Genomic DNA, 23,987 nt, shown 5'->3' with positions numbered 1-23,987 from the left:
TTCACAAGCATCTTACACTCCCCCGCTATTTTCGCTATGGTTAGGGTTAAGCATTGCTGCTGACAGCGTCATAGCAATATAATGAGAATTATTATCGTTCAATAAAGCTTGAGGAGTAAGTGTATGGCTGTAACTAAGCTGGTACTGGTTCGTCACGGTGAAAGTCAGTGGAACAACGAAAACCGCTTTACCGGTTGGTACGACGTTGATCTGTCCGAGAAAGGCGTATCTGAAGCCAAAGCGGCGGGCAAGCTGCTGAAGGAAGAAGGCTATAGCTTCGATTTTGCTTACACCTCCGTGCTGAAACGCGCAATCCACACCCTGTGGAACATTCTGGATGGTCTGGATCAGGCGTGGCTGCCGGTGGAGAAATCCTGGAAGCTGAACGAACGTCACTACGGTGCGCTACAGGGTCTGAACAAAGCCGAAACCGCAGAAAAATACGGTGACGAGCAGGTTAAACAGTGGCGTCGTGGTTTTGCCGTGACCCCGCCTGCACTGACCAAAGAAGATGAGCGTTTCCCGGGCCACGATCCGCGTTACGCTTCCCTGACCGAGCAGGAACTGCCGCTGACAGAAAGCCTGGCGCTGACTATCGATCGCGTGATCCCTTACTGGAATGAAAGCATTCTGCCGCGCCTGAAAAGCGGCGAGCGCGTGATCATCGCCGCTCACGGTAACTCCCTGCGCGCGCTGGTCAAATACCTCGACAATATGGGCGAAGACGAAATTCTTGAACTGAACATCCCGACCGGCGTACCGCTGGTGTATGAATTCGACGAGAACTTCAAGCCGATCAAACATTACTATCTGGGTAATGCTGACGAGATCGCGGCCAAAGCGGCAGCGGTAGCGAATCAGGGCAAAGCGAAGTAATAAAAAGCCCGGTTAGCATTATCAGGCTAACCGGGCATAAGAACAGAGTAAAGCCGGACGATCCCGTCCGGCTTTTTTATGCTTAACCGCGACGCGCTTTCACCGCGTTCGCCAGCTGGCGCAGTAGCGTATCGGTATCATCCCAGCCAATGCAGGCGTCGGTAATACTTTTGCCGTAGGCGAGCGGTTCACCACTCTCAAGGTTCTGATTACCTTCAACCAGATGACTTTCAATCATTACACCAATAATCGCTTTTTCACCGTTGGCAATCTGCTGACAAACATCTGCACCAACATCCATCTGTTTTTTAAACTGTTTGCTGGAATTAGCGTGGCTAAAATCGATCATGACCTGCGGCGCGAGACTGGCTTTTATCAATCCCTCTTTCACTTCCGCTACGTGCTGCGCACTGTAGTTCGGCGCTTTGCCGCCGCGCAGGATAATGTGGCAGTCGGCATTGCCGCTGGTGTTCACAATCGCGGAATGGCCCCATTTGGTGACCGACAGGAAACAGTGCGGTGCTCCGGCAGCATTGATGGCATCAATAGCCACTTTGATGGTGCCATCAGTACCATTTTTAAATCCTACCGGGCAGGAAAGCCCTGACGCCAGTTCACGGTGTACCTGAGATTCTGTGGTACGCGCGCCGATTGCGCCCCAGCTCATTAAATCCGCCAGGTATTGCGGGGTGATCATGTCGAGAAACTCACCCGCCGCAGGCAGACCGCTGTCGTTAATATCCAGCAACAGCTTACGGGCGATGCGCAGGCCATCATTGATCTGGTAGCTGCTGTCCATATGCGGATCGTTGATCAGCCCTTTCCAGCCGACGGTGGTGCGCGGTTTTTCAAAATAAACGCGCATCACGATTTCCAGTTCACCGCGCAATTCTTCCCGCAGCGTAAGCAGACGCGAGGCGTATTCCTTGGCAGCAGCAGGATCATGAATGGAGCATGGACCAATCACCACCAGCAGGCGGTCATCATTACTCTTGAGGATTTTATGAATCGCTTTGCGGGCGTGCGCGACGGTGTTGGCTGCGTTCTCAGTAGCGGGGAATTTTTCCAGCAGTGCAACAGGAGGCAATAACTCGTTAATCTCTTTAATACGTAAATCGTCGTTCTGATAATTCATCTTCTTTCCAGCCGTGCCATACTTATGAATGTGTTTGCAATCCCTTCAATCTATATCGTCAGCCCGGTACTGTAAACGGGCTTTTACAGTTCGGGCAGAATATTCCTGGAATTAGCGAAAAAAACACCAGAAAGTAGCGCAGAACGAGATCTAATCTACACTTTTTAAATGTAACTACTGAGATTGTTTTTAATTACCAGATTCTATGCTGACGGAAATATTTGTCACAGGATCTTTTACTACTGAGCAGACGATTTTCATAACGGTATTGTTGGATGATGTTATCCGACACAACGATGAGAACAGGAGCAGCATGATGAAAACGACTAAACTGGCTACAATTTTTCTGGCAGCAACCCTCTCAATGACCAGCGGCGCAGTCTTTGCTGCAAGCAGCCAATCGAATAATGGTACGGCTAACTCTTCCGCCGACGCGGGTCAGGTAGAGCCGGGCGCGAAAGAGAACGTGGCACCGAATAATGTTGATAACAGTAAAATCAACACCGGTAACACTAATACTAATTCGACTGGCACTACTGGTACCAGTTCTACGGGCACTACTTCTACAGGCACCATGCTGCATTCGGATAGCTCAACCACCGACGCTGATGGCATGAGCAAAGAAGACATCCATAAAAACACCATGTGTAAAGATGGTCGTTGCCCGGATATTAACAAAAAAGTGGAAACTGGCGACGGCGTGAATAATGACGTCGACACCAAAACTGACGGTACTACCCATTAATACGGCGTAATACCGGCACGACAACGGAGAGCTTCGGCTCTCCTTTTTTATGCACAATCGCCAGAGATGCCGATATGATGTAATGCATAGATAATTCTAAACGTTGCAGGACAATGTTATGGCGCACTCGCATTCCCATCTGCCCGAAGACAGCAACGCCCGGCGTCTGCTGTTGGCTTTTGGCGTTACCGCTGGCTTTATGGTTATTGAGGTGGTGGGTGGGCTGATTGCTCACTCCCTGGCCCTTCTCGCCGACGCAGGACATATGTTGACAGACGCCGCTGCCCTGCTGTTTGCCTTTCTGGCGGTACAATTTTCCCGGCGGCCACCCAATGCCCGTCACACCTTTGGCTGGCTGCGCCTGACGACCCTCGCTGCGTTTGTTAATGCCATTGCACTGGTCGCGATCACCGTTCTTATTGTCTGGGAAGCCATCCAGCGTTTTTATCATCCCCGTGCGGTTGCGGGCACCACCATGCTGGTGATTGCCATTGCTGGATTAGTGGCAAATATACTGGCCTTCTGGATCCTGCATCGCGGTAGCGAAGATAAAAATCTTAATGTGCGCGCCGCCATGCTGCATGTCCTCGGCGATCTGCTGGGTTCGGTGGGTGCGATTGCCGCGGCAATCGTGATAATGACGACAGGATGGATGCCAATCGACCCGATTCTTTCCGTACTGGTCTCGTGTCTGGTGTTGCGTAGCGCCTGGCGATTGCTTAAAGAAAGCGTGAATGAATTACTTGAAGGCGCACCGGTGACGCTGGATATTCCGGCGCTAAAGAAGAAGTTACGTCGCGAGATCCCGGAAGTGCGCGATGTTCACCATGTACACGTCTGGCTGGTCGGTGAAAAGCCGCTGATGACGTTACATGTTCAGGTGATCCCTCCGCACGATCATGACGCGCTGCTGGAGCGCATCCATCATTTCCTTGAGCACCATTATCAGATCGCCCATGCGACCGTGCAGATGGAGTATCAGCCTTGCAGCGGGCCGGAATGCCACCTCAACGAGGTGCACGCCGGCCATGCTCATCATCATCACCATTAATGGGAAAGGGCGTGTGAGCCTCTCTCACGCGCGCTGTTTATCCACATCCGCGTACCGTTCAGGGCGATGAAGGTCAGAATAAGATATTCCAGCGACATCGCATAAACGCCCTGGAGCGCAAAGATAACCACGCTTATCACGTTAATGATCACCCACAGGATCCAGTTCTCGACGTACTTTCGCGTCATCAGGATCATGGCCACAATCGACAATACCATCATGCAGGAATCCCAGAAGGGGAACGCATCCGGCTGCAACTCAGGCATGGCAACATTCAGCCCCAGCGCCGACATGATATTCACTGCCACCCGCGTCAGGAAAGCAAACACCGGGTTAATAAAGAGGGTCATCAAGGCGATGGCGACCACGCAGATGGCAAGCCACAATATCGCTTTTGGCATTGGCAACCAGCGTATTTGCAGCGCAGCCTCGTTATGGCTGGTCTGCCTCGACCAGGCGTACCAGCCGTAAATGTTGGCGGCAAAGAAGAAGACTTGCAGCAATAGGCTGGCATAAAGCTGGATCTGAAAAAAGATAATCGCAAACAGCGTGACGTTAATCAGACCGAAAAAGTAGTTAATAATTTTTTCCAGGCTGGCGAGCCAGATACAGAGCAGTCCCGCAATGGTGCCAATCGCCTCAATCCATGAGAGATCGTAGCCACCGGTACCAAACGGAATATGAACCAGAATGTTTTGTGTACTCAAAAAATCCATCTTTTCCCCAGAGCGTAGTCACGCGTTGATATTGTTATGGACGTAGTGTAGCTGCAAAATCAAGCATACGGTTAAGCGGGATCATGGCACCTTCTCGCAGCCGCGCGTCAACGTGGATTTCGTGGCTTACACCACCTGTCTCCAGCCCTTCAGCGATGGCCTTCAGGCCGTTCATTGCCATCCACGGACAATGGGCACAGCTGCGACAGGTCGCGCCCTCACCTGCCGTCGGCGCTTCGAGCAATACTTTATCGGGTACCGCCTGTTGCATCTTCCAGAAAATCCCGCGATCGGTGGCAACAATAAGCTGCGGGTGAGGCAACGTTTTTGCCGCGTTGATTAACTGGCTGGTGGATCCTACGGCATCCGCCAGATCGACAATGGCCTGCGGCGATTCAGGATGTACCAGCACGGCAGCATCGGGATAAAGCCCTTTCATACGAATCAGGGACTGCGTTTTAAATTCGTCATGAACAATGCACGCACCCTGCCAGCACAGTACGTCCGCCCCGGTTTGTTTTTGCACATAATGGCCCAGATGTCGATCCGGAGCCCAGATGATTTTTTCACCTAAGCTATCAAGGTGCTCAATCAATTCGACAGCAATGCTGGAGGTGACCACCCAGTCAGCTCGTGCTTTTACCGCCGCAGAGGTATTGGCATACACCACCACCGTGCGGTCCGGATGGGCATCACAAAAGGCGCTGAATTCCTCAATCGGGCAGCCGAGATCCAGTGAGCACTCTGCCTGAAGCGTCGGCATAAGAATGGTCTTCTCCGGGCTGAGAATTTTCGCCGTTTCGCCCATAAAACGAACGCCCGCAACCAGCAGCGTGGAGGCCGGATGTCTGGCACCGAATCTTGCCATCTCAAGAGAATCAGAGATACACCCGCCGGTCTCCTCCGCCAGTTGCTGAATTTCCGGATCGGTGTAATAGTGCGCCACCATTACCGCATCGCGCTCTTTTAGCAGGCGCGTGATCTTCTCACGGTAAAAGTGCTTTTCATCCCCACTAAGCGGAGCGGGCTTTGGCGGAAACGGGTAAATGGCGTTTTGCGGTTCAAAAAGGGTGCTCATGGGCTTCTCGTTTTATGGGCTTAACGTAAAACCTGCCTTTTTCGCTTCTAAAAGCACTGGCAGGCATTATCGTTTTATATACTAAACAAGATAGCCGATAGCAAAGGGAATGTCATCGGGAACACGTATTTTTATACAGTCGATGGTTTTGTGGAATGGAGAAGAAGATTTACAGAATTTAAAGATAAACCTACAGCGGTTTTAGATAACAGTAAAGGCAAGATAAACGCGTTGAGATGGTGGGTCGTGCAGGATGACTCGGCTTCGCCTCGCCCTTCGGGCCGTTGCTGACGCAACGTTATCCTTCACGTTTTAGTTCGCGTTCTGTCTTAACGAATGGTGGGTCGTGCAGGATTCGAACCTGCGACCAATTGATTAAAAGTCAACTGCTCTACCAACTGAGCTAACGACCCCTTGGGGGATTTTACTGCTGTAATCATTCAGGATGGTGGGTCGTGCAGGATGACTCGGCTACGCCTCGCCCTACGGGCCGTTGCTGTCGCAACGTTATCCTTCACGTTCTCTACCAGTAACCACCGATAAGGATGGTGGGTCGTGCAGGATTCGAACCTGCGACCAATTGATTAAAAGTCAACTGCTCTACCAACTGAGCTAACGACCCATTTGGGTGTTGCCTGAAAGATTTTTACTCGGGCCAGTCTACATCTGAGTTTGATGCTAGATTGGTGGGTCGTGCAGGATGACTCGGCTTCGCCTCGCCCTTCGGGCCGTTGCTGACGCAACGTTATCCTTCACGTCTAACATCTGAGTTTGATATTAGATTGGTGGGTCGTGCAGGATTCGAACCTGCGACCAATTGATTAAAAGTCAACTGCTCTACCAACTGAGCTAACGACCCGAGTGGTGGGTGATGACGGGATCGAACCGCCGACCCCCTCCTTGTAAGGGAGGTGCTCTCCCAGCTGAGCTAATCACCCGATACTGCGCTGGATACTTCTTAGCGATTGGTGGGTCGTGCAGGATGACTCGGCTTCGCCTCGCCCTACGGGCCGTTGCTGTCGCAACGTTATCCTTCACGCTTTACTTTCGCATTCTGTCTTAGCAATTGGTGGGTCGTGCAGGATTCGAACCTGCGACCAATTGATTAAAAGTCAACTGCTCTACCAACTGAGCTAACGACCCACTTTACACCGCTTTTTTGCTGCTTCAGGCTTGTTTAATATCCCGTGGCAACGGCGGCATATATTACTGATTTAAGAATTGAGCGCAACAAAAATTTTGAGGAAGATCACTTAACTGCTTACGATTCATGCGGCAAGACCAGAAATAGAGCGCTTTCTGGTCATGCGCTAATCATTACAAACCGGAGAGACGTTTTTGCGCCTGTTTGGCACCATCGGTGCCGGGGTATTTGTTGATCACCTGCTGATAAACCGCTTTGGCCTTTGCCGTATCGCCTTTATCCTGCATGATGACCCCGACCTTGAACATCGCATCAGCCGCTTTTGGTGATTTCGGGTAATTTTTTACCACGCTGGCAAAATAGTACGCCGCATCATCCTTTTTCCCCTTGTTGTAATTCAACTGACCCAGCCAGTAGTTAGCATTGGGTTGGTAAGTTGAATCCGGGTACTTCTTGACGAAGTTTTGAAACGCCGTGAGCGCATCGTCCTGGCGCGATTTGTCCTGCACCAGCGCGATAGCCGCATTGTAATCGGTATTCGCATCACCGCTCTGCACCGGTGCGCCAGAGGTGGCAGCACCAGCGTCAGGTGACGCGGCCCCATTCTGATCGCCCGTCGCTGGCTGCGCGGCTGAGCCACCGCCACTGCTTAGGCTATCCATCTGCAACAGGATCTGCTTTTGTCGCTCAACCACCTGGTTAAGCTGATACTGATTTTCCTGAATCTGACCGCGCAGGGTATCGATGTCGGACTGATTATCAGTAAGCTGCTGCTGGAGCTGAGTTAAAAGCTGGCTGTGAGCATTTGAAATACGCTCAAGTTGAGTGACGCGGTCTTCGACCGAGCCGGAGCCGACACTACTGATTGGTGCCTGAGCAAAAGCGGCCCAGGGGGCCGCTATTCCAACCAGTAACGACAGACTCAACAGATGATGTCTGAAGTTACTGCTCATGCCATTCTCTTAGTAAACCAGTACGGCACGACGGTTTTTGGCATAGGCCGATTCGTCGTGACCCAGTACTGCGGGTTTTTCTTTACCGTAAGAAACGATGGAGATCTGATCAGCAGAAACGCCTTTACCCTGTAGGTACATTTTAACGGCGTTAGCACGACGTTCACCCAGGGAGATGTTGTACTCAGGAGTACCACGTTCGTCCGCATGACCTTCTACGGTGACTTTGTAAGACGGGTTGCTACGCAGGAAGTTAGCGTGCGCGTCCAGCATTGCAGCGAAGTCAGAACGGATATCGTACTTGTCCAGATCGAAGTAAACGATATTGTTCTGTTGCAGCTGTTGCATTTGCAGACGAGCTTGCTCTTCAGAAGAGGCATTACCGCTGCCGTTAGCATCCATACCAGTGCCGGCACCGTTCAGCATGCCGCCTTCGCTACCGTCATTGCTGGCATTTTTGTTGGACGAACACGCTGCGATTGCCATAACAGGCAGGGCAATCATCAGGCCCTTCAGCACTTTGTTCAGTTGCATTTCTTTAATTCCTTTAGTAATCAATTAATTATTATCACAGATACGGCGACCAGGCAGGGAATTTAACCTGACCATCAGTTGCCGGAAGACGCGCTTTGAAACGCCCATCTGTTGAAACCAGATTCAGCACAGATCCCATCCCCTGAGAAGAGCTGTAGATTACCATAGTGCCGTTAGGTGCCAGACTTGGCGTTTCGTCCAGGAACGTTGACGACAGAACCTGTACGCCACCCGCTACCAGATCTTGTTTGGCAATGTGTTGCTGCCCACCATCGGAGCTTACCATTACCATAAATTTACCATCGGTGCTTACATCAGCATCCTGGTTTTGTGAACCCTGCCAGCTAATACGCTGAGCCGCGCCGCCGTTAACGTTCACTTTGTAAACCTGCGGACGACCCGCCTGGTCAGAGGTGAATGCCAGGTTCTGACTGTCCGGGAACCAGGTCGGTTCAGTGTTATTGCTGCGACCATCGGTGACCTGGCGGATCTGGCCAGAACCGATATCCATCACGTACAGATTCAGACTACCGGTTTTCGACAGAGCGAAAGCCAGTTTGCTACCATCCGGTGAGAATGCCGGCGCACCGTTATGACGCGGGAAGGAAGCGACCTGACGCACAGCGCCGTTAGCCAGCGTCTGAATAACCAGCGCGGAACGACCGCTTTCGAAGGTAACGTAAGCCAGTTTATCGCCTTTCGGAGACCAGGCCGGAGACATCAGCGGCTGCGGCGAACGGTGAACCACAAACTGATTGTAACCATCGTAGTCAGAGACGCGCAGTTCATACGGGAACTGACCGCCGTTGGTCTGCACTACGTAAGCAATACGAGTACGGAATGCGCCCTTGATACCGGTCAGCTTTTCAAATACTTCGTCGCTGGCGGTGTGGCCTGCATAACGCAGCCACTGCTTGTTCACTTTGTAGGTGTTTTGCGCCAGCACGCTACCCGCAGCCGCGCCGGTATCGACGAGCTGATAAGATACGCTGTAGCTACCGTCAGGATTAGGTGAAACCTTACCGACAACGACGGCATCAATGCCCAGCGCCGACCATGCCGCTGGCTGAACTTCCTGCGCCGTGCCCGGCTGCTGTGGCAGCTTGGCGCGATCTAACGGGTTAAATTTCCCGCTGTTACGCAGGTCCGCACCGACAATGCCGCCAATGTCTTCAGGCGCGGCACCCGGCCCCGCCCACTGGAATGGCACAACGCCAATCGGGCGTGCTGAGTCCACCCCCTGGGTGATCTCAATACGTACTTCCGCGTGCAGCACAGCTGCCCACAGCATCAGAAAACCAAATGCTACTCGTAATGCCTGCTTCATCATATCTCCCTTATCCAGGCGGAAAGCCCACGATAATTTAGCAGAATGTTAACAAACTAAAATGGACAAAACTACTTTCACCCTGCGACTAAACCTGGTCTATTTTTCCCTGTTTGCATAGGAAGAAATAGCTTAAGGTTTAAAATCCATTGGCGCATTTTTGAAAGTCTCATAAATCCCGTCACTCGGAGGTTTAGGGAATTTCGACATTCGATTGGTGGCTGCAAGCATAGCCTGACAAAATGCTGGATCTCCATCTTCTATCTTAGCATCAAGCAGCGTCCCATCTCTTGCCAGCCGGATACGCAAGGTACAGACTTTACCCTGATAACTGCTCCAGTCATGCAGGTAATTCTTAATTGCTGCCTGAACTTGCGAACCGTAATCATTAATTTCGCCTTGAGTAGGGCCATTTGCTTTATTATTACCCTGTCCTTGCGAGGAAGGATTACCCGATTTCGGTGCATTCTTACCGGAACTGAGATCGCCAAAGAGATCGTCTGCTTCAGCGGCGGCTTTGTCGGCGGCCGCTTTTGCCGCTGCTTTCTTATCGGCAGCCGCTTTCGCAGCCGCGGCTTTTTTATCGGCCGCAGCTTTATCCGCCGCAGCTTTATCCGCCGCAGCCTTGTCGGCGGCTTTCTTATCCGCCGCAGCTTTAGCGGCAGCCGCTTTTTTATCTGCGGCAGCTTTGTCGGCAGCCGCCTTATCCGCCGCTTTCTTCTCAGCGGCCGCTTTCTCAGCAGCGGCTTTTTTAGCCGCGTCAGCTTCCGCTTTCTTCTGCGCATCGGCCGCGGCTTTTGCAGCATCAGCCTGCTTCTTCGCATCGGCTGCGGCTTTGGTCGCTTCAGCTTCGGCCTGCTTCTTCGCGTCCGCAGCGGCTTTTTTGGCAGCTTCGGCCGCTTCTTTCGCCTGAGCATCGGCTTTCGCTTTTGCGATAGCTTCGGCTTTCGCCGCAGCTTCCTCAGCCTGCTTCTGCTGCTCTTTCGCTTGTTGCGCCCTGGCTTCTGCCTGCTTCTGCTCTTCTGCCTGCTCCCGTGCTTTTTCCTGGGCGGCCAGACGATCTTTCTCCAGCTTTTTCAGCTCTTCCTGTTTTGCCGCCTGCTGTTGACGCAGCTCTTCTTCCTGCTGCTGCTCCTGCTTTTTCCGCTGCTCCGCAGCACGCTTAGCGCTCGCATCCTGTGATTTAGTACGGTTATATTGCTCAACAACCGCGCCGGAATCGACCATCACGGCGTCGATAGAGGAGCCACCTCCCCCACCCGCAGAAGCTTCAATATGCTCGTCGAACGATCCCCAGATCAGTACCGCAATCAAAATGATATGCAGTACGACCGAGATGATGATCGCCCGTTTAAGCTTGTCGTTTTGTTCGGTTGCCTTTGACACTCTCGGTTCCCAAAAACAGTTTGCCCGCTACCCGTCGTATTAACGTCAGGAGTGTGCAGATGATCAAATAGGCTGCGTCATCAAACCAACCGATTTCACACCCGCAGTATGTAGCAGGTTCAGCGCTTTAATAATTTCATCATATGGCACGTCTTTCGCGCCACCAATTAAGAAGACCGCTTTCGGATTCGCAGTCAGGCGGCGCTGTGCTTCCGCGATCACCTGCTCCGGCGGCAACTGAGATTGCTTATCCTGCCCCACGTTGACGCTGTACTGTCCGATGCCGGAAACTTCAACGATCACAGGGGGTTCGTCATTCGAACTGACCGCCTGCGTTTCTGTCGCATCCGGGAGATCGACTTCAACACTCTGAGTAATGATCGGTGCCGTTGCCATAAAAATCAGCACCAGTACCAGTAACACGTCCAGTAACGGTACGATGTTGATCTCAGACTTCAGTTCGCGGCGACCTCTTCCACGTGCTTTAGCCATGATTTACCCCTTAGTGCTCTCGCTGCTGGTAAACGCCTGACGGTGCAGAATGGCGGTGAACTCTTCCATAAAGTTGTCGTAGTTAAGTTCAAGCTTGTTAACACGCTGGTTCAGACGGTTATAGGCCATGACCGCCGGGATGGCGGCAAACAGACCGATTGCCGTAGCGATCAACGCTTCTGCGATACCCGGCGCAACCATTTGCAGGGTTGCCTGTTTTACCGCGCCGAGGCCGATAAAGGCGTGCATGATCCCCCATACCGTGCCGAACAGGCCGATATATGGGCTGATGGAACCGACCGTACCCAGGAAAGGAATGTGCGTTTCCAGCGTTTCCAGCTCGCGGTTCATTGAAATACGCATCGCCCGCGACGCCCCTTCCACCACCGCTTCGGGTGCATGGTTGTTGGCACGGTGCAGACGGGCAAACTCTTTAAAGCCGCTGTAAAAAATTTGTTCGGACCCGGCAAGGCTATCGCGACGGCCCTGGCTCTCCTGGTAGAGACGAGACAGCTCGATGCCCGACCAGAATTTGTCTTCAAATGCTTCCGCTTCACGCGTGGCAGCACGGAGAATACGAGTTCGCTGGATGATGATGGCCCATGATGCGATTGAAAAACCCATCAAAATCAGCATGATTAGTTTCACCAGAAGGCCAGCCTTCAGGAACAAATCAAGGATATTCATGTCAGTCACTGCTTAAACTCCGCGACAATAGACTTGGGAAGCGCACGAGGCTTCATTATGAGTGGATCAACACAGACGATAAGAACTTCAGCTGCGTTCAGGATCGTGTTCTCTGCATTGACGATACGCTGCGTGAACACCAGCGAGGTACCACGCATCGATGTTATTTCCGTTTGAACGTCGAGCATGTCATCGAGTCTGGCGGGCGCAAAATAATCAATAGTCATTTTACGCACCACAAAGGCAACTCGCTCAGCCAACAGTACCTGCTGGCTAAAGTGATGGTGGCGCAGCATCTCCGTGCGAGCTCTTTCATAAAAAGCCACGTAGCTGGCGTGGTAAACCACACCACCGGCGTCAGTATCTTCATAGTAGACACGTACCGGCCATCGAAACAGCGTTGTATTCACTTTACATCCCAGTAACGCAAAAAAGGTTAGCGCTTTCAAACTTCGCTACTATACGCGCGGGAAAGGTGGTTTGGAATGGGTTGACGTAAACGTAGAGTAAAAATTTATGGGCTTTTGCAAGCCCATAAACGTAAAGATGTGTGCTTGCTCAATTAAAGAAAAAAATCAAGCCGGTAATCAGGACAAAATCAGCGAGTAGTGGGCAAAAAACGCCCTGCCAGACAACGGCTCGCGGACGAAACCCCACGCCGTGAATCACGCCCGCGCAGACTGCCCACATTAATACTAAGCCGTGCCAGATGGCGAGTTCACTGGTCTTCGCCGCAAAGCGGGTCGGATCCCAGAACATACAGCCTGCCAGCACTAATGCCATGATCAAAGAAAGCGCCCGTAGCGGGCGCTTATCCATTACCGCATACAGCGTCGCGATAATTTTTACCATCAGAGTCTTTCTTCACCCGCTTTCGACGCTTCAACGTGTTCCAGCGCCAGGGCGGTGATCACGCCGAATGCACAGGCAAGAAGCGTTCCGAGGATCCATGCGAAATACCACATAATGTGCTCCTTACTTAGTACATAGAGTGAGTGTTGCTTTCGATATGTTCTTTGGTGATACGACCGAACATTTTCCAGTAACACCATGCGGTGTAGAGCAGAATGATCGGCACGAACACCAGCGCAACAAAGGTCATCAGGTTCAACGTCATCTGACTGGAGGTCGCATCCCACATTGTCAGGCTCGCATTCATCATCGTGCTGGACGGCATCACGAACGGGAACATCGCGATACCAGCCGTCAGAATGATACAGGCCAGGGTTAATGACGAGACGACAAACGCCAGCGCCCCTCTTCCCAGACGTGACAGCAGGATGGTCAGCAGCGGCAGAACTACGCCCAGCGCAGGAATGAGCCACAGGGCTGGCATATTATTGAAGTTAACCAGCCATGCGCCAGCCTGACGCACCACTTCTTTGCTCAGCGGGTTGGAGGCAGCGTGATGATCGACTGCGGACGTCACCACATAACCATCAATACCGTACATCACCCAGACGCCTGCCAGCGCAAAGCAGACCAGCGTAACCAGCGCGGCAATTTGCGCGGTCGCGCGAGTGCGCAGATGCAGTTCGCCGACGGTACGCATTTGCAGATAGGTTGCACCCTGAGTAATGATCATCCCCACGCTAACCACGCCCGCCAGCAGGCCAAACGGATTCAGCAACTGGAAGAAGTTTCCGGTGTAGTAGAGACGCATATATTCATCGACGTTGAACGGTACGCCCTGCAACAAGTTGCCGAACGCCACGCCAATCACCAGCGGCGGCACGAAGCTACCGATGAAAATGCCCCAGTCCCACATGTTGCGCCAGCGCGACACTTCGATCTTCGAACGGTAGTCAAAGCCTACCGGACGGAAGAACAGAGAGGCCAGCACCAGGATCATCGCCACATAGAAGCCGGAAAATGCAGCGGCATAGACCATCGGCCAGGCAGCAAACAGCGCGCCACCGGCGGTGATCAGCCATACCTGGTTACCGTCCCAGTGCGGGGCGATGGAGTTAATCATGATTCGACGCTCGGTGTCATTACGACCGAGGATACGGGTGAGCATGCCCACCCCCATGTCGAAGCCGTCGGTGACTGCAAAACCAATCAGCAGAACGCCAATCAACAGCCACCAGATAAAACGCAATACTTCATAATCGATCATTTGACGACTCCTGTCTTAGCGTGCCGGCTGGGAAGCGACGGTGGACTGTTCGTAGTGATAACGACCGGTCTTCAGGCTGCTCGGGCCAAGGCGTGCAAATTTGAACATCAGGAACAACTCTGCCACCAGGAACAGTGTGTACAGGCCGCAAATTAACAGCATAGAGAAGATCAGATCGCCCGGAGTTAGTGATGAGTTCGCCACGGCGGTCGGCAGAACTTCACCGATAGCCCACGGCTGACGACCGTATTCAGCGACAAACCAGCCGGATTCGATAGCGATCCACGGCAGCGGAATGGCATAGAACGCGGTGCGCAGCAGCCAGCGTTTTTGCCCGATACGGTTGCGGATCACGCTCCAGAACGACGCGGCGATGATCAGCAGCATCAGCACGCCACAGGCCACCATGATACGGAACGCGAAGTACAGCGGTGCCACGCGAGGGATAGAATCCTTCGTTGCCTGCTGGATTTGCGCTTCGGTCGCGTCAGTTACGTTCTCGGTATAGCGCTTGAGCAGCAGACCATATCCCAGATCTTTCTTCACGTTATTAAACTGCTCACGCACACCCTGATCGGTAGAGCCAGCACGCAGTTCTTCCAGCAGGTGATACGCACGCATCCCGTTACGAATACGCTCTTCATGCTGCACCATCAGATCTTTCAGGCCGATAACCGGCGTGTCGACAGAGCGGGTGGCGATAATGCCCAGCGCGTAAGGAATTTGAATGGCGAAATGGTTTTCCTGCGAATCTTGATCGGGAATACCGAACAGCGTAAAGGACGCTGGTGCCGGCTGGGTTTCCCATTCAGCTTCGATAGCAGCAAGTTTCGTCTTCTGCACGTCGCCCATTTCGTAGCCGGATTCATCACCCAGGACGATAACAGAGAGCACCGCCGCCATACCGAAGCTGGCCGCGATAGCAAAAGAACGTTTAGCAAACGCAATGTCACGACCGCGCAGCAGGTAGTAAGCGCTGATACCGAGAATGAACATCGCGCCGCAGACGTAGCCAGAGGCAACGGTGTGGACGAATTTCACCTGCGCGACAGGGTTAAGCACCAGCTCGGAGAAGCTGACCATTTCCATACGCATGGTTTCGAAGTTGAAATCCGATGCGATAGGGTTCTGCATCCAGCCGTTAGCGACGAGGATCCACAGCGCAGAGAGGTTAGAGCCGAGCGCCACCAGCCAGGTGACTGCCATGTGCTGAACTTTGCTCAGGCGATCCCAGCCGAAGAAAAACAGACCGACAAAGGTGGACTCAAGGAAGAAGGCCATCAGCCCTTCAATGGCCAGCGGCGCACCGAAGATATCGCCGACGTAGTGAGAGTAGTAAGACCAGTTTGTCCCGAACTGGAACTCCATAGTCAGACCGGTTGCCACACCCAGTGCAAAGTTGATACCAAACAACTTGCCCCAGAATTTGGTCATATCTTTATAAATCTGTTTGCCGGAAAGGACATAAACCGTTTCCATAATGGCCAGCAGGAACGCCATACCCAGCGTCAGCGGCACAAACAGAAAGTGGTACATCGCAGTCAAGGCAAACTGTAAGCGCGACAGTTCGACTATATCTAACATTATGACTCCTTGCTCATCGCATGAAGACTCCGAGAGTGAACCCCATCAAACAGGATCACACGCATGCCCCAATACAAATTATCTGTGACTTTTCTGCCGCAGAAGGCGGATTTTTTCAAATCGTTATGCCAGGCCGCTCGAAAAGTTACAAATACGTTAATAAAAAACTCAAATTGATCCCGCAAATATACTACGCTGTAAAACCCTTACAATAAACAGGTTTTTATCGAGTAATTTTACGATTTTCGATGCCGATCAATATCTGCCCATTTTACGATTATAGGGCTTGTTTGATCTGCAACAATTTAGCTCTTTTCGGTGATTTTATCAAAGGATTACTTTTTGATATAAATCAATATTAATGTTTTTTGTTAATGATGTTTGCAAGTAAAGCATATCGTAAAGTTTATGTTAACAGCATGATCTTTAAATGACGTTGCTGGTTATCAATTATTGGATAATTAGAGCGGGGAGGAAAAGATATTTAATAAATAAAGCGTTATTCTCATTCCGAGGCCAACGATATTGTTAGCCAGATCGCATTATTTCCCCGGGAGCAGGAAGAGTGCCGATAATTATTACATTTCATTTACCGCATGAACCTAAAAATTAACACCCCTGATTGATTATAACCCTGAATAATGAAATCAGTTCCCGCTGGCGTCAGTTTCCCTTTTTTGAGAATGTGCACGAGGGTATTGCCCGCAGGTGAACGTCCCCTTCCGCAGCCCCGGCTTGATACGTTTAAGCGACGATCATGTCATTCGCCACCAATAAAAAAGGCCGCTTTTCAGCGGCCAACCATGTCGAAAACACGCTCCCTCTGGCGGGGAGCAGCGATTTTATTTAATGATGGATTTCAGCGCTTCGCCGATATCTGCCAGGCTACGCACGGTTTTCACACCCGCCGCTTCCAGCGCAGCGAATTTTTCATCCGCCGTACCTTTGCCGCCCGCGATGATCGCCCCCGCATGGCCCATACGTTTCCCTTTAGGTGCGGTCACGCCAGCGATGTAGCCAACCACCGGCTTGGTCACATGATCCTTGATATAAGCCGCCGCTTCTTCTTCCGCGCTGCCGCCGATCTCGCCGATCATGACGATCGCTTCGGTCTGCGGATCTTCCTGGAACAGCTTCAGAATATCGATGAAGTTAGAACCGGGGATCGGGTCGCCGCCGATGCCCACGCAGGTGGACTGGCCGAAACCGTAATCGGTGGTCTGCTTAACCGCTTCATAGGTCAGGGTACCGGAACGGGAAACGATACCCACTTTACCCGGCTGGTGAATGTGGCCCGGCATAATGCCGATTTTACATTCGCCAGGGGTGATCACGCCCGGACAGTTCGGCCCAATCATGCGCACGCCCGCTTCGTCCAGTTTCACTTTCACGGTCAGCATATCCAGCGTCGGGATACCTTCGGTGATGGTGATGATCAGTTTGATGCCCGCATCGATGGCTTCAAGGATAGAGTCTTTGCAGAACGGTGCCGGAACGTAGATCACCGAGGCGGTCGCGCCGGTGGCTTCTACCGCTTCACGCACGGTATTGAATACCGGCAGACCGAGGTGTTCAGTGCCGCCTTTGCCCGGCGTTACGCCGCCGACCATCTGCGTACCGTAGGCAATCGCCTGTTCGGAGTGGAATGTTCCCTGGCTTCCTGTGAAACCCTGGCAGATCACTTTGGTGTTTTTATCGATTAAAACTGACATTATTTCCCCTCCATTGCGCCAACGACCTGCTGGGCTGCATCCGTCAGACTCTTCGCTGCAATAATATTCAGGCCGCTGTCCGCCAGGCGTTTCGCACCCAGTTCAGCATTGTTACCTTCCAGACGCACCACCACCGGCACATTCACGCCAACTTCTTCCACCGCGCCAATAATGCCGTCAGCGATCAGATCGCAGCGTACGATGCCGCCGAAGATATTAACCAGCACCGCTTTGACGTTATCGTCAGAGAGGATAATTTTGAACGCTTCGGTCACGCGCTCTTTGGTCGCGCCGCCGCCCACGTCAAGGAAGTTAGCAGGTTCGCCGCCGTGCAGCTTAACGATGTCCATGGTGCCCATCGCCAGACCTGCGCCGTTGACCATACAGCCGATGTTGCCATCCAGCGCCACGTAGTTCAGTTCCCACTGCGCCGCCTGAGACTCACGGGCATCTTCCTGTGAGTGATCGCGCATTTCGCGCAGATCCGGCTGGCGGAACAGCGCGTTGCCGTCCGCACCCAGTTTGCCGTCGAGGCAGATCAGGTCGCCCTGTTTGGTGATCACCAGCGGGTTGATTTCTATCAGCGCCAGGTCGCGCTCAAGGAAAATGGTCGCCAGGCCCATAAAAATTTTGGTGAACTGCTGAACCTGCTTGCCTTCCAGACCCAGTTTGAACGCCAGTTCGCGGCCCTGATACGGCATCGGGCCCGCCAGCGGATCGAGCGCGACTTTGTGGATCAGATGCGGGGTTTCTTCCGCCACTTTTTCAATTTCCACGCCGCCTTCGGTGGAGGCCATAAAGACCACGCGGCGGGAGCTACGGTCAACGACCGCGCCGAGGTACAGTTCTTTATCAATGTCGGTCGCCGCTTCGACCAGGATCTGGTTGACCGGCTGGCCGTTCGCATCTGTCTGATAGGTCACCAGGCGTTTGCCCAGCCAGTGCTCGGCAAAGGCGCGGATCTCTTCTTTGCTTTTAACCACTTTCACGCCGCCCGCTTTACCGCGACCGCCAGCGTGAACCTGGCATTTTACCACCCACGGGCCAGCGCCGATTTTTGAGGCCGCTTCTTCAGCTTCGCGCGGCGTGTTACAGGCATAACCTACTGGCGCAGGCAAACCATAGCGGGCAAAGAGTTGTTTTGCCTGGTATTCATGTAAGTTCATGTCTTCTGTCCATCCTTCAGAGAATCGTTATCATTGTGCCTGAATGCCGGATGGCGCTACGCTTATCCGGCCTACAGGCAGGTGATATTCTTAATAACTACACGTCCAGCAGCAGACGGGTCGGGTCTTCCAGCAGCTCTTTAATCGCCACCAGGAAGCCTACCGACTCACGGCCATCAATCAGACGGTGATCGTAAGAGAGCGCCAGGTACATCATCGGCAGGATTTCCACTTTACCGGCAACCGCCATCGGACGATCTTTAATGGCGTGCATGCCGAGGATTGCGCTCTGCGGCGGGTTGATGATCGGCGTGGACATCAGGGAGCCGAAAACGCCGCCGTTGGTAATGGTGAAGTTACCGCCGGTCAGATCTTCTACCGTCAGTTTGCCGTCGCGCCCTTTCACCGCCAGCTCTTTAATGCGTTTTTCGATATCAGCCATGCCCAGCGCGTCAACGTCGCGCAGCACCGGCGTAACCAGACCGCGCGGCGTGGAGACTGCCATGCTGACGTCGAAGTAGTTGTGATACACCACGTCGTCGCCGTCGATAGAGGCGTTAACTTCCGGGTAGCGTTTCAGCGCTTCCACCACCGCTTTCACGTAGAAGGACATAAAGCCCAGACGGATGCCGTGACGTTTCTCGAAGGCGTCGCCGTACTGCTTGCGCAGATCCATAATCGGCTTCATGTTCACTTCGTTGAAGGTGGTCAGCATCGCGGTGGAGTTTTTCGCTTCCAGCAGACGCTCGGCCACGCGCTTACGCAGGCGGGTCATCGGCACGCGTTTTTCAGAGCGGTTGCCCAGCTGCGGTGCCGCCTGTGGAGCAGCTTCAGGCGCTTTCTGTTCTGCTTTTGCCGGGGCGTTGTTAAGATGTTTGTCCACATCTTCACGGGTAAGGCGTCCGCCCACGCCGGTGCCTTTGATGGCGCTGGCGTCAAGATTATGCTCAGCCAGCAGGCGACGGATCGCCGGGCTGAGCGCATCGTTGTTCTGTTCTTCCAGCGACGCCTGCTGACGCTGGGCCGGGGTCGATTCTTTCGCTTCGGATTTCTCGCTGGTCTCTTTACCAGAACTGTTGCCTTCGCGCAGGCGGCCCAGGATCTGACGAGAGGTAACGGTAGCCCCTTCATCTTCCAGTAAGGCATCAAGAATGCCGTCCGCCGACGCCGGTACTTCCAGTACCACTTTGTCAGTTTCGATTTCTACCAGAACTTCATCGCGTTTTACCGCATCGCCTGGTTTTTTGTGCCAGGTGGCGACGGTCGCATCCGCAACGGATTCAGGCAGGTCGGGAACAAGAATATCTACGCTACTCATTATTTATCCTTTAATTAATCGACGTTCAGCGCGTCATTGACCAGATCTTGCTGCTGCTTCTGGTGAACGGACATATATCCTACCGCCGGTGAGGCAGAGGCCGGGCGACCTGCATAACGCAGGGATGCCCCAAAGGGAACCACTTCACGGAAATGATGCTGGCTGCAATACCATGCGCCCTGGTTAAGCGGCTCTTCCTGGCACCAGACAAAATCATGTACGTGGGCGTATGGCTTCAGCGCTTCCTGCATCGCCTGATGCGGGAATGGATAGAGCTGTTCGATGCGCACGATGGCGACATCTTTTTGATCGTTTTTACGGCGCTGCTCCAGCAGATCGTAGTATACCTTGCCGGAACACATGACCACGCGTTTCACCGCCTGCGGATCCAGTTCATCCACCTCGCCAATGGCGGGCATAAAGGTGCCGTTCGCCAGTTCGTCAAGGGTTGAAACCGCCAGCGGGTGACGCAGCAGCGATTTCGGCGACATCACGATCAGCGGACGGCGCATACCGCGCAGCGCCTGACGACGCAGCATATGGTAAACCTGCGCCGGGGTGGACGGTACGCAAACCTGCATGTTCTGCTCAGCGCAGAGTTGCAGATAACGTTCCAGACGCGCGGAGGAGTGCTCCGGGCCCTGCCCTTCGTAGCCGTGCGGCAGCAGCATGACCAGCCCACACATCCGGCCCCACTTCTGCTCGCCGGAGGAGATGAACTGGTCAATTACCACCTGCGCGCCGTTGGCGAAGTCGCCAAACTGCGCTTCCCAGATGGTCAGCGTGCGCGGTTCGGCGGTAGCGTAACCGTATTCAAAAGCCAGTACCGCCTCTTCAGAGAGCACGGAGTCCCAGACTCTGAACTGCCCCTGCGCATTGTGAATGTGTTGCAGCGGGGTGTAATTTGAGCCATTGGCCTGGTTATGGACCACCGCGTGACGGTGGAAGAAGGTGCCGCGACCGGAGTCTTCCCCGGAAATACGCACCGCAACGCCTTCGTCAACCAGCGTGGCGTAAGCGAGGTTTTCCGCGCCGCCCCAGTCAAACAGTTTTTCACCGGCGGCCATCGCCTGACGATCGGCATAGATTTTCGCCACGCGCGACTGCATTTCAATCGCGTCCGGCACGGTACTGATGCGCTTCGCCAGTTCCTGCACGCGCTTCATCTCTACCTTGTTCGGGTAGCTTTCGTCCCATTCGTGGTTAAGATACGGCGACCAGGTAAAGGAGTGCATATTCATCGGACGGAACTCTTTAACCACGCACTCGCCGGCGTCCAGCGCGTCGCGGTAAAGATTCACCAGCTCGGTAGCGTCTTCCAGAGTGGCAACCCGATCCTGCTCCAGACGGTCAGCGTAGATTTTACGCGGCGTCGGGTGCTTTTTGATTTTCTGATACATCAGCGGCTGGGTAGCGCTCGGCTCATCGGCTTCGTTATGGCCGTGACGGCGGTAGCAGACCAGATCGATGAACACATCGCGTTTAAAGGTATTACGGAATTCCAGCGCCACGCGGGTCACGAAGGCCACCGCTTCCGGGTCGTCCGCGTTGACGTGGAAAATCGGCGACTGCACCATTTTACCAATGTCAGTACAGTACGGCGTGGAGCGCGCATCCAGCGGATTAGAGGTGGTAAACCCGACCTGGTTATTAATGACGATGCGCACGGTGCCGCCGACTTCATAGCCGCGGGCTTTCGACATGTTCAGGGTTTCCTGAACCACGCCCTGTCCGGTCACCGCGGCGTCGCCGTGAATGGTGATGGGCAGCACTTTATTGCTGCTCGGTTCGTCCAGACGATCCAGACGCGCGCGTACCGATCCCATCACCACCGGGCTGACGATTTCGAGGTGCGACGGGTTAAACGCCAGCGCCAGGTGAACCAGTCCGCCTTCAGTTTCGATATCAGACGAGAAGCCCTGATGGTACTTCACGTCGCCGGTACCGAGATGTTCTTTATGTTTACCGGCAAACTCGTCAAACAGATCCTGCGACTGTTTGCCCAGCACGTTGATCAGCACGTTCAGACGACCACGGTGCGCCATACCCAGCACCACTTCACGGGTGCCGCTTTTACCGGCGTGGCGGATCATCTCTTTGAGCATCGGGATCAGCGCGTCGCCGCCTTCCAGCGAGAAGCGTTTCGCGCCGGGGAATTTCGCGCCAAGGTAACGCTCCAGCCCTTCTGCCGCCGTCAGCTCGCTGAGGAAGCGTTTTTTCTCTTCGACGCTAAAGCTGGCGTGGCCTGCCACCGATTCAATACGCTGCTGGATCCAGCGCTTCTCTTCCGTGGAGGTGATGTGCATATATTCTGCGCCGATGGAACCGCAGTAGGTTTGTTTCAGGGCGTCGATCAGATCGCCAAGTTTCATGGTGTCTTTGCCGATGGCAAAAGACCCTACGTTAAAGGTTTCCTGGAAATCGGCTTCGGTTAAATCATGGTACGAGGGGTCAAGATCCGCCACGCGCTCCTGCTTCCACAGCCCAAGCGGATCGAGATTCGCATGCTGGTGGCCACGGAAACGGTAGGCGTTGATCAGTTGCAGGACTTTAACCTGCTTCACATTGGTATCAGGATCGGACACTGACGCGGTGTAACGTGAGGCATCCTTCGCCAGGCGGCGGAAGTAATCACGCGTTTTGGAATGGAATTGATCCGGTTTAACTCCGGTGCCAGGTAACTGCTGGAACATCGAACGCCATTTGACGTCGACAGAGTCAGGATCGGTTAAGAAGTCTTCATAGAGCTGTTCTATCCAGCTCTGATTAGCACCAGAGAGGTAAGAAGAGTCCAGCCAGGCTTTCATTGCGCCGTTCTGCATCGTGATCCCTTAAGCATCTATATGCTTACTTCGCCGTGGATAACTACAACGTACGCGGCAAGGCGCACGTCCCAGGGTTCACTTGCGAGCTCTTGTCTACACTGGCCCGCGAAGGAACCTTTAAAAACTGTCCGAGGGTTTCCCCCTGGTTCTGCCTCGTTTCCTTTATGAAAGGAGAAAGTCCATCCGGCAGTTTTTAAAGGTTTCCTGCACTTTTCCTGCGTTGCCCGGTGGCGCTGCGCTTACCGGGCCTGGATTACTATTCCACCATTTGTAGGCCGAATAAGACGCTTGCGTCGCCATCCGGCATGTAACGCTCCGTGCTCTGTTGCCCGGTGGCGCTTCGCTTACCGGGCCTACGTTACTATTCCACCACTTGTAGGCCGGATAAGCGTAGCGCCATCCGGCATTAATGGCTCAGGCGCTGCGTTGTAACAACATCGACTTAATGTGCCCGATAGCGCGCGTCGGGTTCAGCCCTTTCGGACATACACTGACGCAGTTCATGATGCTATGGCAGCGGAATACACTGAAAGCATCGCTTAATCCTTCAAGACGGTTATCGGTTTCCGTGTCGCGGCTGTCGATCAGGAAGCGATATGCCGCCAGAAGACCTGCCGGGCCGATGAACTTGTCCGGGTTCCACCAGAATGACGGGCAGGACGTAGAACAACAGGCACAGAGAATACACTCATACAGTCCGTCGAGTTTTTCCCGCTGTTCAGGCATCTGGAGATGCTCGCGAGCGGGTGGATTTTGCCCATTATTCAACAAGTAAGGCTTAATCTTCTCATATTGTGCATAGAATTGTCCCATGTCCACCACCAAATCGCGGATCACCGGTAATCCTGGCAGTGGGCGGATAACAATTTTCTTCTTGCCGTTACCCAGCGCTGACAGCGGCGTGATGCAGGCCAGGCCGTTTTTGCCGTTCATATTCAGACCGTCCGAACCACAGACGCCTTCGCGGCAGGAGCGGCGGAACGACAGGCTGGGGTCCTGCTCTTTGATCAGCATCAGCGCGTCGAGCAGCATCATGTCGCGACCCTCTTCGCCTTCCAGGGTGTAATCCTGCATGCGCGGAGCGTCGTCAACATCCGGGTTATAGCGATAAATCGAGAATTCGAATTTCATCTTCCTGT

Annotated in this window: 22 protein-coding genes and 5 tRNA genes; 3 read left to right on the top strand and 24 right to left on the bottom strand. The window is 53.4% G+C overall.

Going from position 1 to position 23,987, the window contains the following annotated elements; all coding sequences use genetic code 11:
- Positions 1-123 precede the first annotated feature (123 nt).
- Positions 124-876, top strand: a complete 753-nt coding sequence (gene gpmA, locus INT84_RS02515) for a 2,3-diphosphoglycerate-dependent phosphoglycerate mutase (protein WP_176920490.1) — start codon at positions 124-126, stop codon at positions 874-876.
- Between the two features lie 82 nt (positions 877-958).
- Here the strand turns inward: gpmA and aroG are convergent, their stop codons facing one another.
- A complete protein-coding gene (gene aroG / locus INT84_RS02510; protein WP_194205487.1) occupies positions 959-2,011 on the bottom strand; it encodes a 3-deoxy-7-phosphoheptulonate synthase AroG in 1,053 nt (350 codons plus the stop codon).
- A gap of 316 nt (positions 2,012-2,327) precedes the next feature.
- Here aroG and INT84_RS02505 point away from each other — a divergent pair, with 316 nt between their 5' ends.
- A complete protein-coding gene (locus tag INT84_RS02505) occupies positions 2,328-2,756 on the top strand; it encodes a YbgS-like family protein (RefSeq protein ID WP_194206098.1) in 429 nt (142 codons plus the stop codon).
- Between the two features lie 118 nt (positions 2,757-2,874).
- Positions 2,875-3,807 carry a CDF family zinc transporter ZitB gene (zitB, locus tag INT84_RS02500; RefSeq protein WP_194205486.1) on the top strand — a complete coding sequence of 311 codons (933 nt, stop codon included), beginning with the start codon at positions 2,875-2,877 and terminating at the stop codon, positions 3,805-3,807.
- On the opposite strand, the gene pnuC is transcribed toward zitB, so the two are convergent.
- From pnuC to INT84_RS02385, 23 genes are all read right to left on the bottom strand, one after another.
- Positions 3,804-4,523: a nicotinamide riboside transporter PnuC gene (pnuC, locus tag INT84_RS02495; protein WP_176920487.1), complete on the bottom strand. Its 720-nt coding sequence runs from the start codon at positions 4,521-4,523 to the stop codon at positions 3,804-3,806. The two genes, zitB and pnuC, sit on opposite strands and share 4 nt — an antisense overlap.
- 34 nt (positions 4,524-4,557) lie before the next feature.
- A complete protein-coding gene (gene nadA / locus INT84_RS02490; protein WP_194205485.1) occupies positions 4,558-5,601 on the bottom strand; it encodes a quinolinate synthase NadA in 1,044 nt (347 codons plus the stop codon).
- A gap of 337 nt (positions 5,602-5,938) precedes the next feature.
- Positions 5,939-6,014: transfer RNA gene (locus INT84_RS02485), tRNA-Lys, on the bottom strand.
- A 133-nt stretch (positions 6,015-6,147) separates the two neighbouring features.
- Positions 6,148-6,223 (bottom strand) — tRNA-Lys (locus INT84_RS02480).
- A 161-nt stretch (positions 6,224-6,384) separates the two neighbouring features.
- Positions 6,385-6,460: transfer RNA gene (locus INT84_RS02475), tRNA-Lys, on the bottom strand.
- Between the two features lie 3 nt (positions 6,461-6,463).
- Positions 6,464-6,539: transfer RNA gene (locus INT84_RS02470), tRNA-Val, on the bottom strand.
- A 129-nt stretch (positions 6,540-6,668) separates the two neighbouring features.
- Positions 6,669-6,744 (bottom strand) — tRNA-Lys (locus tag INT84_RS02465).
- A gap of 174 nt (positions 6,745-6,918) precedes the next feature.
- Positions 6,919-7,698, bottom strand: a complete 780-nt coding sequence (gene cpoB, locus INT84_RS02460; protein WP_194205484.1) for a cell division protein CpoB — start codon at positions 7,696-7,698, stop codon at positions 6,919-6,921.
- A gap of 9 nt (positions 7,699-7,707) precedes the next feature.
- A complete protein-coding gene (gene pal / locus INT84_RS02455; protein WP_103677514.1) occupies positions 7,708-8,232 on the bottom strand; it encodes a peptidoglycan-associated lipoprotein Pal in 525 nt (174 codons plus the stop codon).
- A 34-nt stretch (positions 8,233-8,266) separates the two neighbouring features.
- On the bottom strand, positions 8,267-9,559 hold the full coding sequence (tolB, locus tag INT84_RS02450) for a Tol-Pal system beta propeller repeat protein TolB (RefSeq protein WP_194206097.1): 1,293 nt from the start codon (positions 9,557-9,559) through the stop codon (positions 8,267-8,269).
- Positions 9,560-9,691: 132 nt separating this feature from the next.
- Positions 9,692-10,945, bottom strand: a complete 1,254-nt coding sequence (gene tolA, locus INT84_RS02445) for a cell envelope integrity protein TolA (RefSeq protein WP_194205483.1) — start codon at positions 10,943-10,945, stop codon at positions 9,692-9,694.
- 63 nt (positions 10,946-11,008) lie between these two features.
- A complete protein-coding gene (gene tolR / locus INT84_RS02440) occupies positions 11,009-11,437 on the bottom strand; it encodes a colicin uptake protein TolR (RefSeq protein WP_176920482.1) in 429 nt (142 codons plus the stop codon).
- A 3-nt stretch (positions 11,438-11,440) separates the two neighbouring features.
- Positions 11,441-12,133 (bottom strand): Tol-Pal system protein TolQ, encoded by a 693-nt coding sequence (gene tolQ, locus INT84_RS02435; protein WP_176920481.1) that lies wholly within the window; start codon positions 12,131-12,133, stop codon positions 11,441-11,443.
- Positions 12,130-12,534, bottom strand: a complete 405-nt coding sequence (gene ybgC / locus INT84_RS02430; RefSeq protein ID WP_176920480.1) for a tol-pal system-associated acyl-CoA thioesterase — start codon at positions 12,532-12,534, stop codon at positions 12,130-12,132. The genes tolQ and ybgC overlap by 4 nt, the downstream gene beginning before the upstream one ends.
- A gap of 148 nt (positions 12,535-12,682) precedes the next feature.
- Positions 12,683-12,976, bottom strand: coding sequence for a cyd operon protein YbgE (gene ybgE / locus INT84_RS02425; RefSeq protein WP_176920479.1), 294 nt, complete (start codon positions 12,974-12,976; stop codon positions 12,683-12,685).
- Positions 12,976-13,089 (bottom strand): cytochrome bd-I oxidase subunit CydX, encoded by a 114-nt coding sequence (cydX, locus tag INT84_RS02420; protein ID WP_176920478.1) that lies wholly within the window; start codon positions 13,087-13,089, stop codon positions 12,976-12,978. Before cydX ends, ybgE begins: the two co-directional genes overlap by 1 nt.
- Positions 13,090-13,103: 14 nt before the next feature.
- Complete coding sequence (gene cydB, locus INT84_RS02415; protein ID WP_194205482.1) at positions 13,104-14,243, bottom strand: cytochrome d ubiquinol oxidase subunit II; 1,140 nt, start codon at positions 14,241-14,243, stop codon at positions 13,104-13,106.
- 15 nt (positions 14,244-14,258) lie between these two features.
- Positions 14,259-15,827, bottom strand: coding sequence for a cytochrome ubiquinol oxidase subunit I (gene cydA, locus INT84_RS02410; protein ID WP_194205481.1), 1,569 nt, complete (start codon positions 15,825-15,827; stop codon positions 14,259-14,261).
- Positions 15,828-16,669: 842 nt separating this feature from the next.
- Positions 16,670-17,539 (bottom strand): succinate--CoA ligase subunit alpha, encoded by an 870-nt coding sequence (sucD, locus tag INT84_RS02405; RefSeq protein ID WP_176920473.1) that lies wholly within the window; start codon positions 17,537-17,539, stop codon positions 16,670-16,672.
- On the bottom strand, positions 17,539-18,705 hold the full coding sequence (gene sucC, locus INT84_RS02400) for an ADP-forming succinate--CoA ligase subunit beta (protein WP_194205480.1): 1,167 nt from the start codon (positions 18,703-18,705) through the stop codon (positions 17,539-17,541). Before sucC ends, sucD begins: the two co-directional genes overlap by 1 nt.
- Positions 18,706-18,802: 97 nt before the next feature.
- The gene (gene odhB, locus INT84_RS02395; RefSeq protein WP_194205479.1) at positions 18,803-20,023 is read right to left on the bottom strand and encodes a 2-oxoglutarate dehydrogenase complex dihydrolipoyllysine-residue succinyltransferase; all 1,221 of its coding nucleotides are present in this window, start codon (positions 20,021-20,023) and stop codon (positions 18,803-18,805) included.
- A gap of 14 nt (positions 20,024-20,037) precedes the next feature.
- Positions 20,038-22,845, bottom strand: coding sequence for a 2-oxoglutarate dehydrogenase E1 component (sucA, locus tag INT84_RS02390; protein WP_176920471.1), 2,808 nt, complete (start codon positions 22,843-22,845; stop codon positions 20,038-20,040).
- A 417-nt stretch (positions 22,846-23,262) separates the two neighbouring features.
- On the bottom strand, positions 23,263-23,979 hold the full coding sequence (locus tag INT84_RS02385) for a succinate dehydrogenase iron-sulfur subunit (RefSeq protein WP_176920470.1): 717 nt from the start codon (positions 23,977-23,979) through the stop codon (positions 23,263-23,265).
- Between the last annotated feature and the right edge of the window lie 8 nt (positions 23,980-23,987).

The sequence above is a fragment of the Superficieibacter sp. 1612_C1 genome, from assembly GCF_015234305.1.
Classification (GTDB): domain Bacteria; phylum Pseudomonadota; class Gammaproteobacteria; order Enterobacterales; family Enterobacteriaceae; genus Superficieibacter.
Note: the sequence above shows the minus strand (reverse complement) of the source record. Positions and strands in the feature narration are given on the sequence as shown.

Coding starts and splice junctions, on each gene's coding strand:
- gpmA (WP_176920490.1), top strand. CDS start 124: ATGGCTGTAACTAAGCTGGTACTGGTTCGTCACGGTGAAAGTCAGTGG.
- aroG (WP_194205487.1), bottom strand. CDS start 2,011: ATGAATTATCAGAACGACGATTTACGTATTAAAGAGATTAACGAGTTA.
- INT84_RS02505 (WP_194206098.1), top strand. CDS start 2,328: ATGAAAACGACTAAACTGGCTACAATTTTTCTGGCAGCAACCCTCTCA.
- zitB (WP_194205486.1), top strand. CDS start 2,875: ATGGCGCACTCGCATTCCCATCTGCCCGAAGACAGCAACGCCCGGCGT.
- pnuC (WP_176920487.1), bottom strand. CDS start 4,523: ATGGATTTTTTGAGTACACAAAACATTCTGGTTCATATTCCGTTTGGT.
- nadA (WP_194205485.1), bottom strand. CDS start 5,601: ATGAGCACCCTTTTTGAACCGCAAAACGCCATTTACCCGTTTCCGCCA.
- cpoB (WP_194205484.1), bottom strand. CDS start 7,698: ATGAGCAGTAACTTCAGACATCATCTGTTGAGTCTGTCGTTACTGGTT.
- pal (WP_103677514.1), bottom strand. CDS start 8,232: ATGCAACTGAACAAAGTGCTGAAGGGCCTGATGATTGCCCTGCCTGTT.
- tolB (WP_194206097.1), bottom strand. CDS start 9,559: ATGAAGCAGGCATTACGAGTAGCATTTGGTTTTCTGATGCTGTGGGCA.
- tolR (WP_176920482.1), bottom strand. CDS start 11,437: ATGGCTAAAGCACGTGGAAGAGGTCGCCGCGAACTGAAGTCTGAGATC.
- ybgE (WP_176920479.1), bottom strand. CDS start 12,976: ATGGTAAAAATTATCGCGACGCTGTATGCGGTAATGGATAAGCGCCCG.
- cydX (WP_176920478.1), bottom strand. CDS start 13,089: ATGTGGTATTTCGCATGGATCCTCGGAACGCTTCTTGCCTGTGCATTC.
- cydB (WP_194205482.1), bottom strand. CDS start 14,243: ATGATCGATTATGAAGTATTGCGTTTTATCTGGTGGCTGTTGATTGGC.
- cydA (WP_194205481.1), bottom strand. CDS start 15,827: ATGTTAGATATAGTCGAACTGTCGCGCTTACAGTTTGCCTTGACTGCG.
- sucD (WP_176920473.1), bottom strand. CDS start 17,539: ATGTCAGTTTTAATCGATAAAAACACCAAAGTGATCTGCCAGGGTTTC.
- sucC (WP_194205480.1), bottom strand. CDS start 18,705: ATGAACTTACATGAATACCAGGCAAAACAACTCTTTGCCCGCTATGGT.
- odhB (WP_194205479.1), bottom strand. CDS start 20,023: ATGAGTAGCGTAGATATTCTTGTTCCCGACCTGCCTGAATCCGTTGCG.
- sucA (WP_176920471.1), bottom strand. CDS start 22,845: ATGCAGAACGGCGCAATGAAAGCCTGGCTGGACTCTTCTTACCTCTCT.
- INT84_RS02385 (WP_176920470.1), bottom strand. CDS start 23,979: ATGAAATTCGAATTCTCGATTTATCGCTATAACCCGGATGTTGACGAC.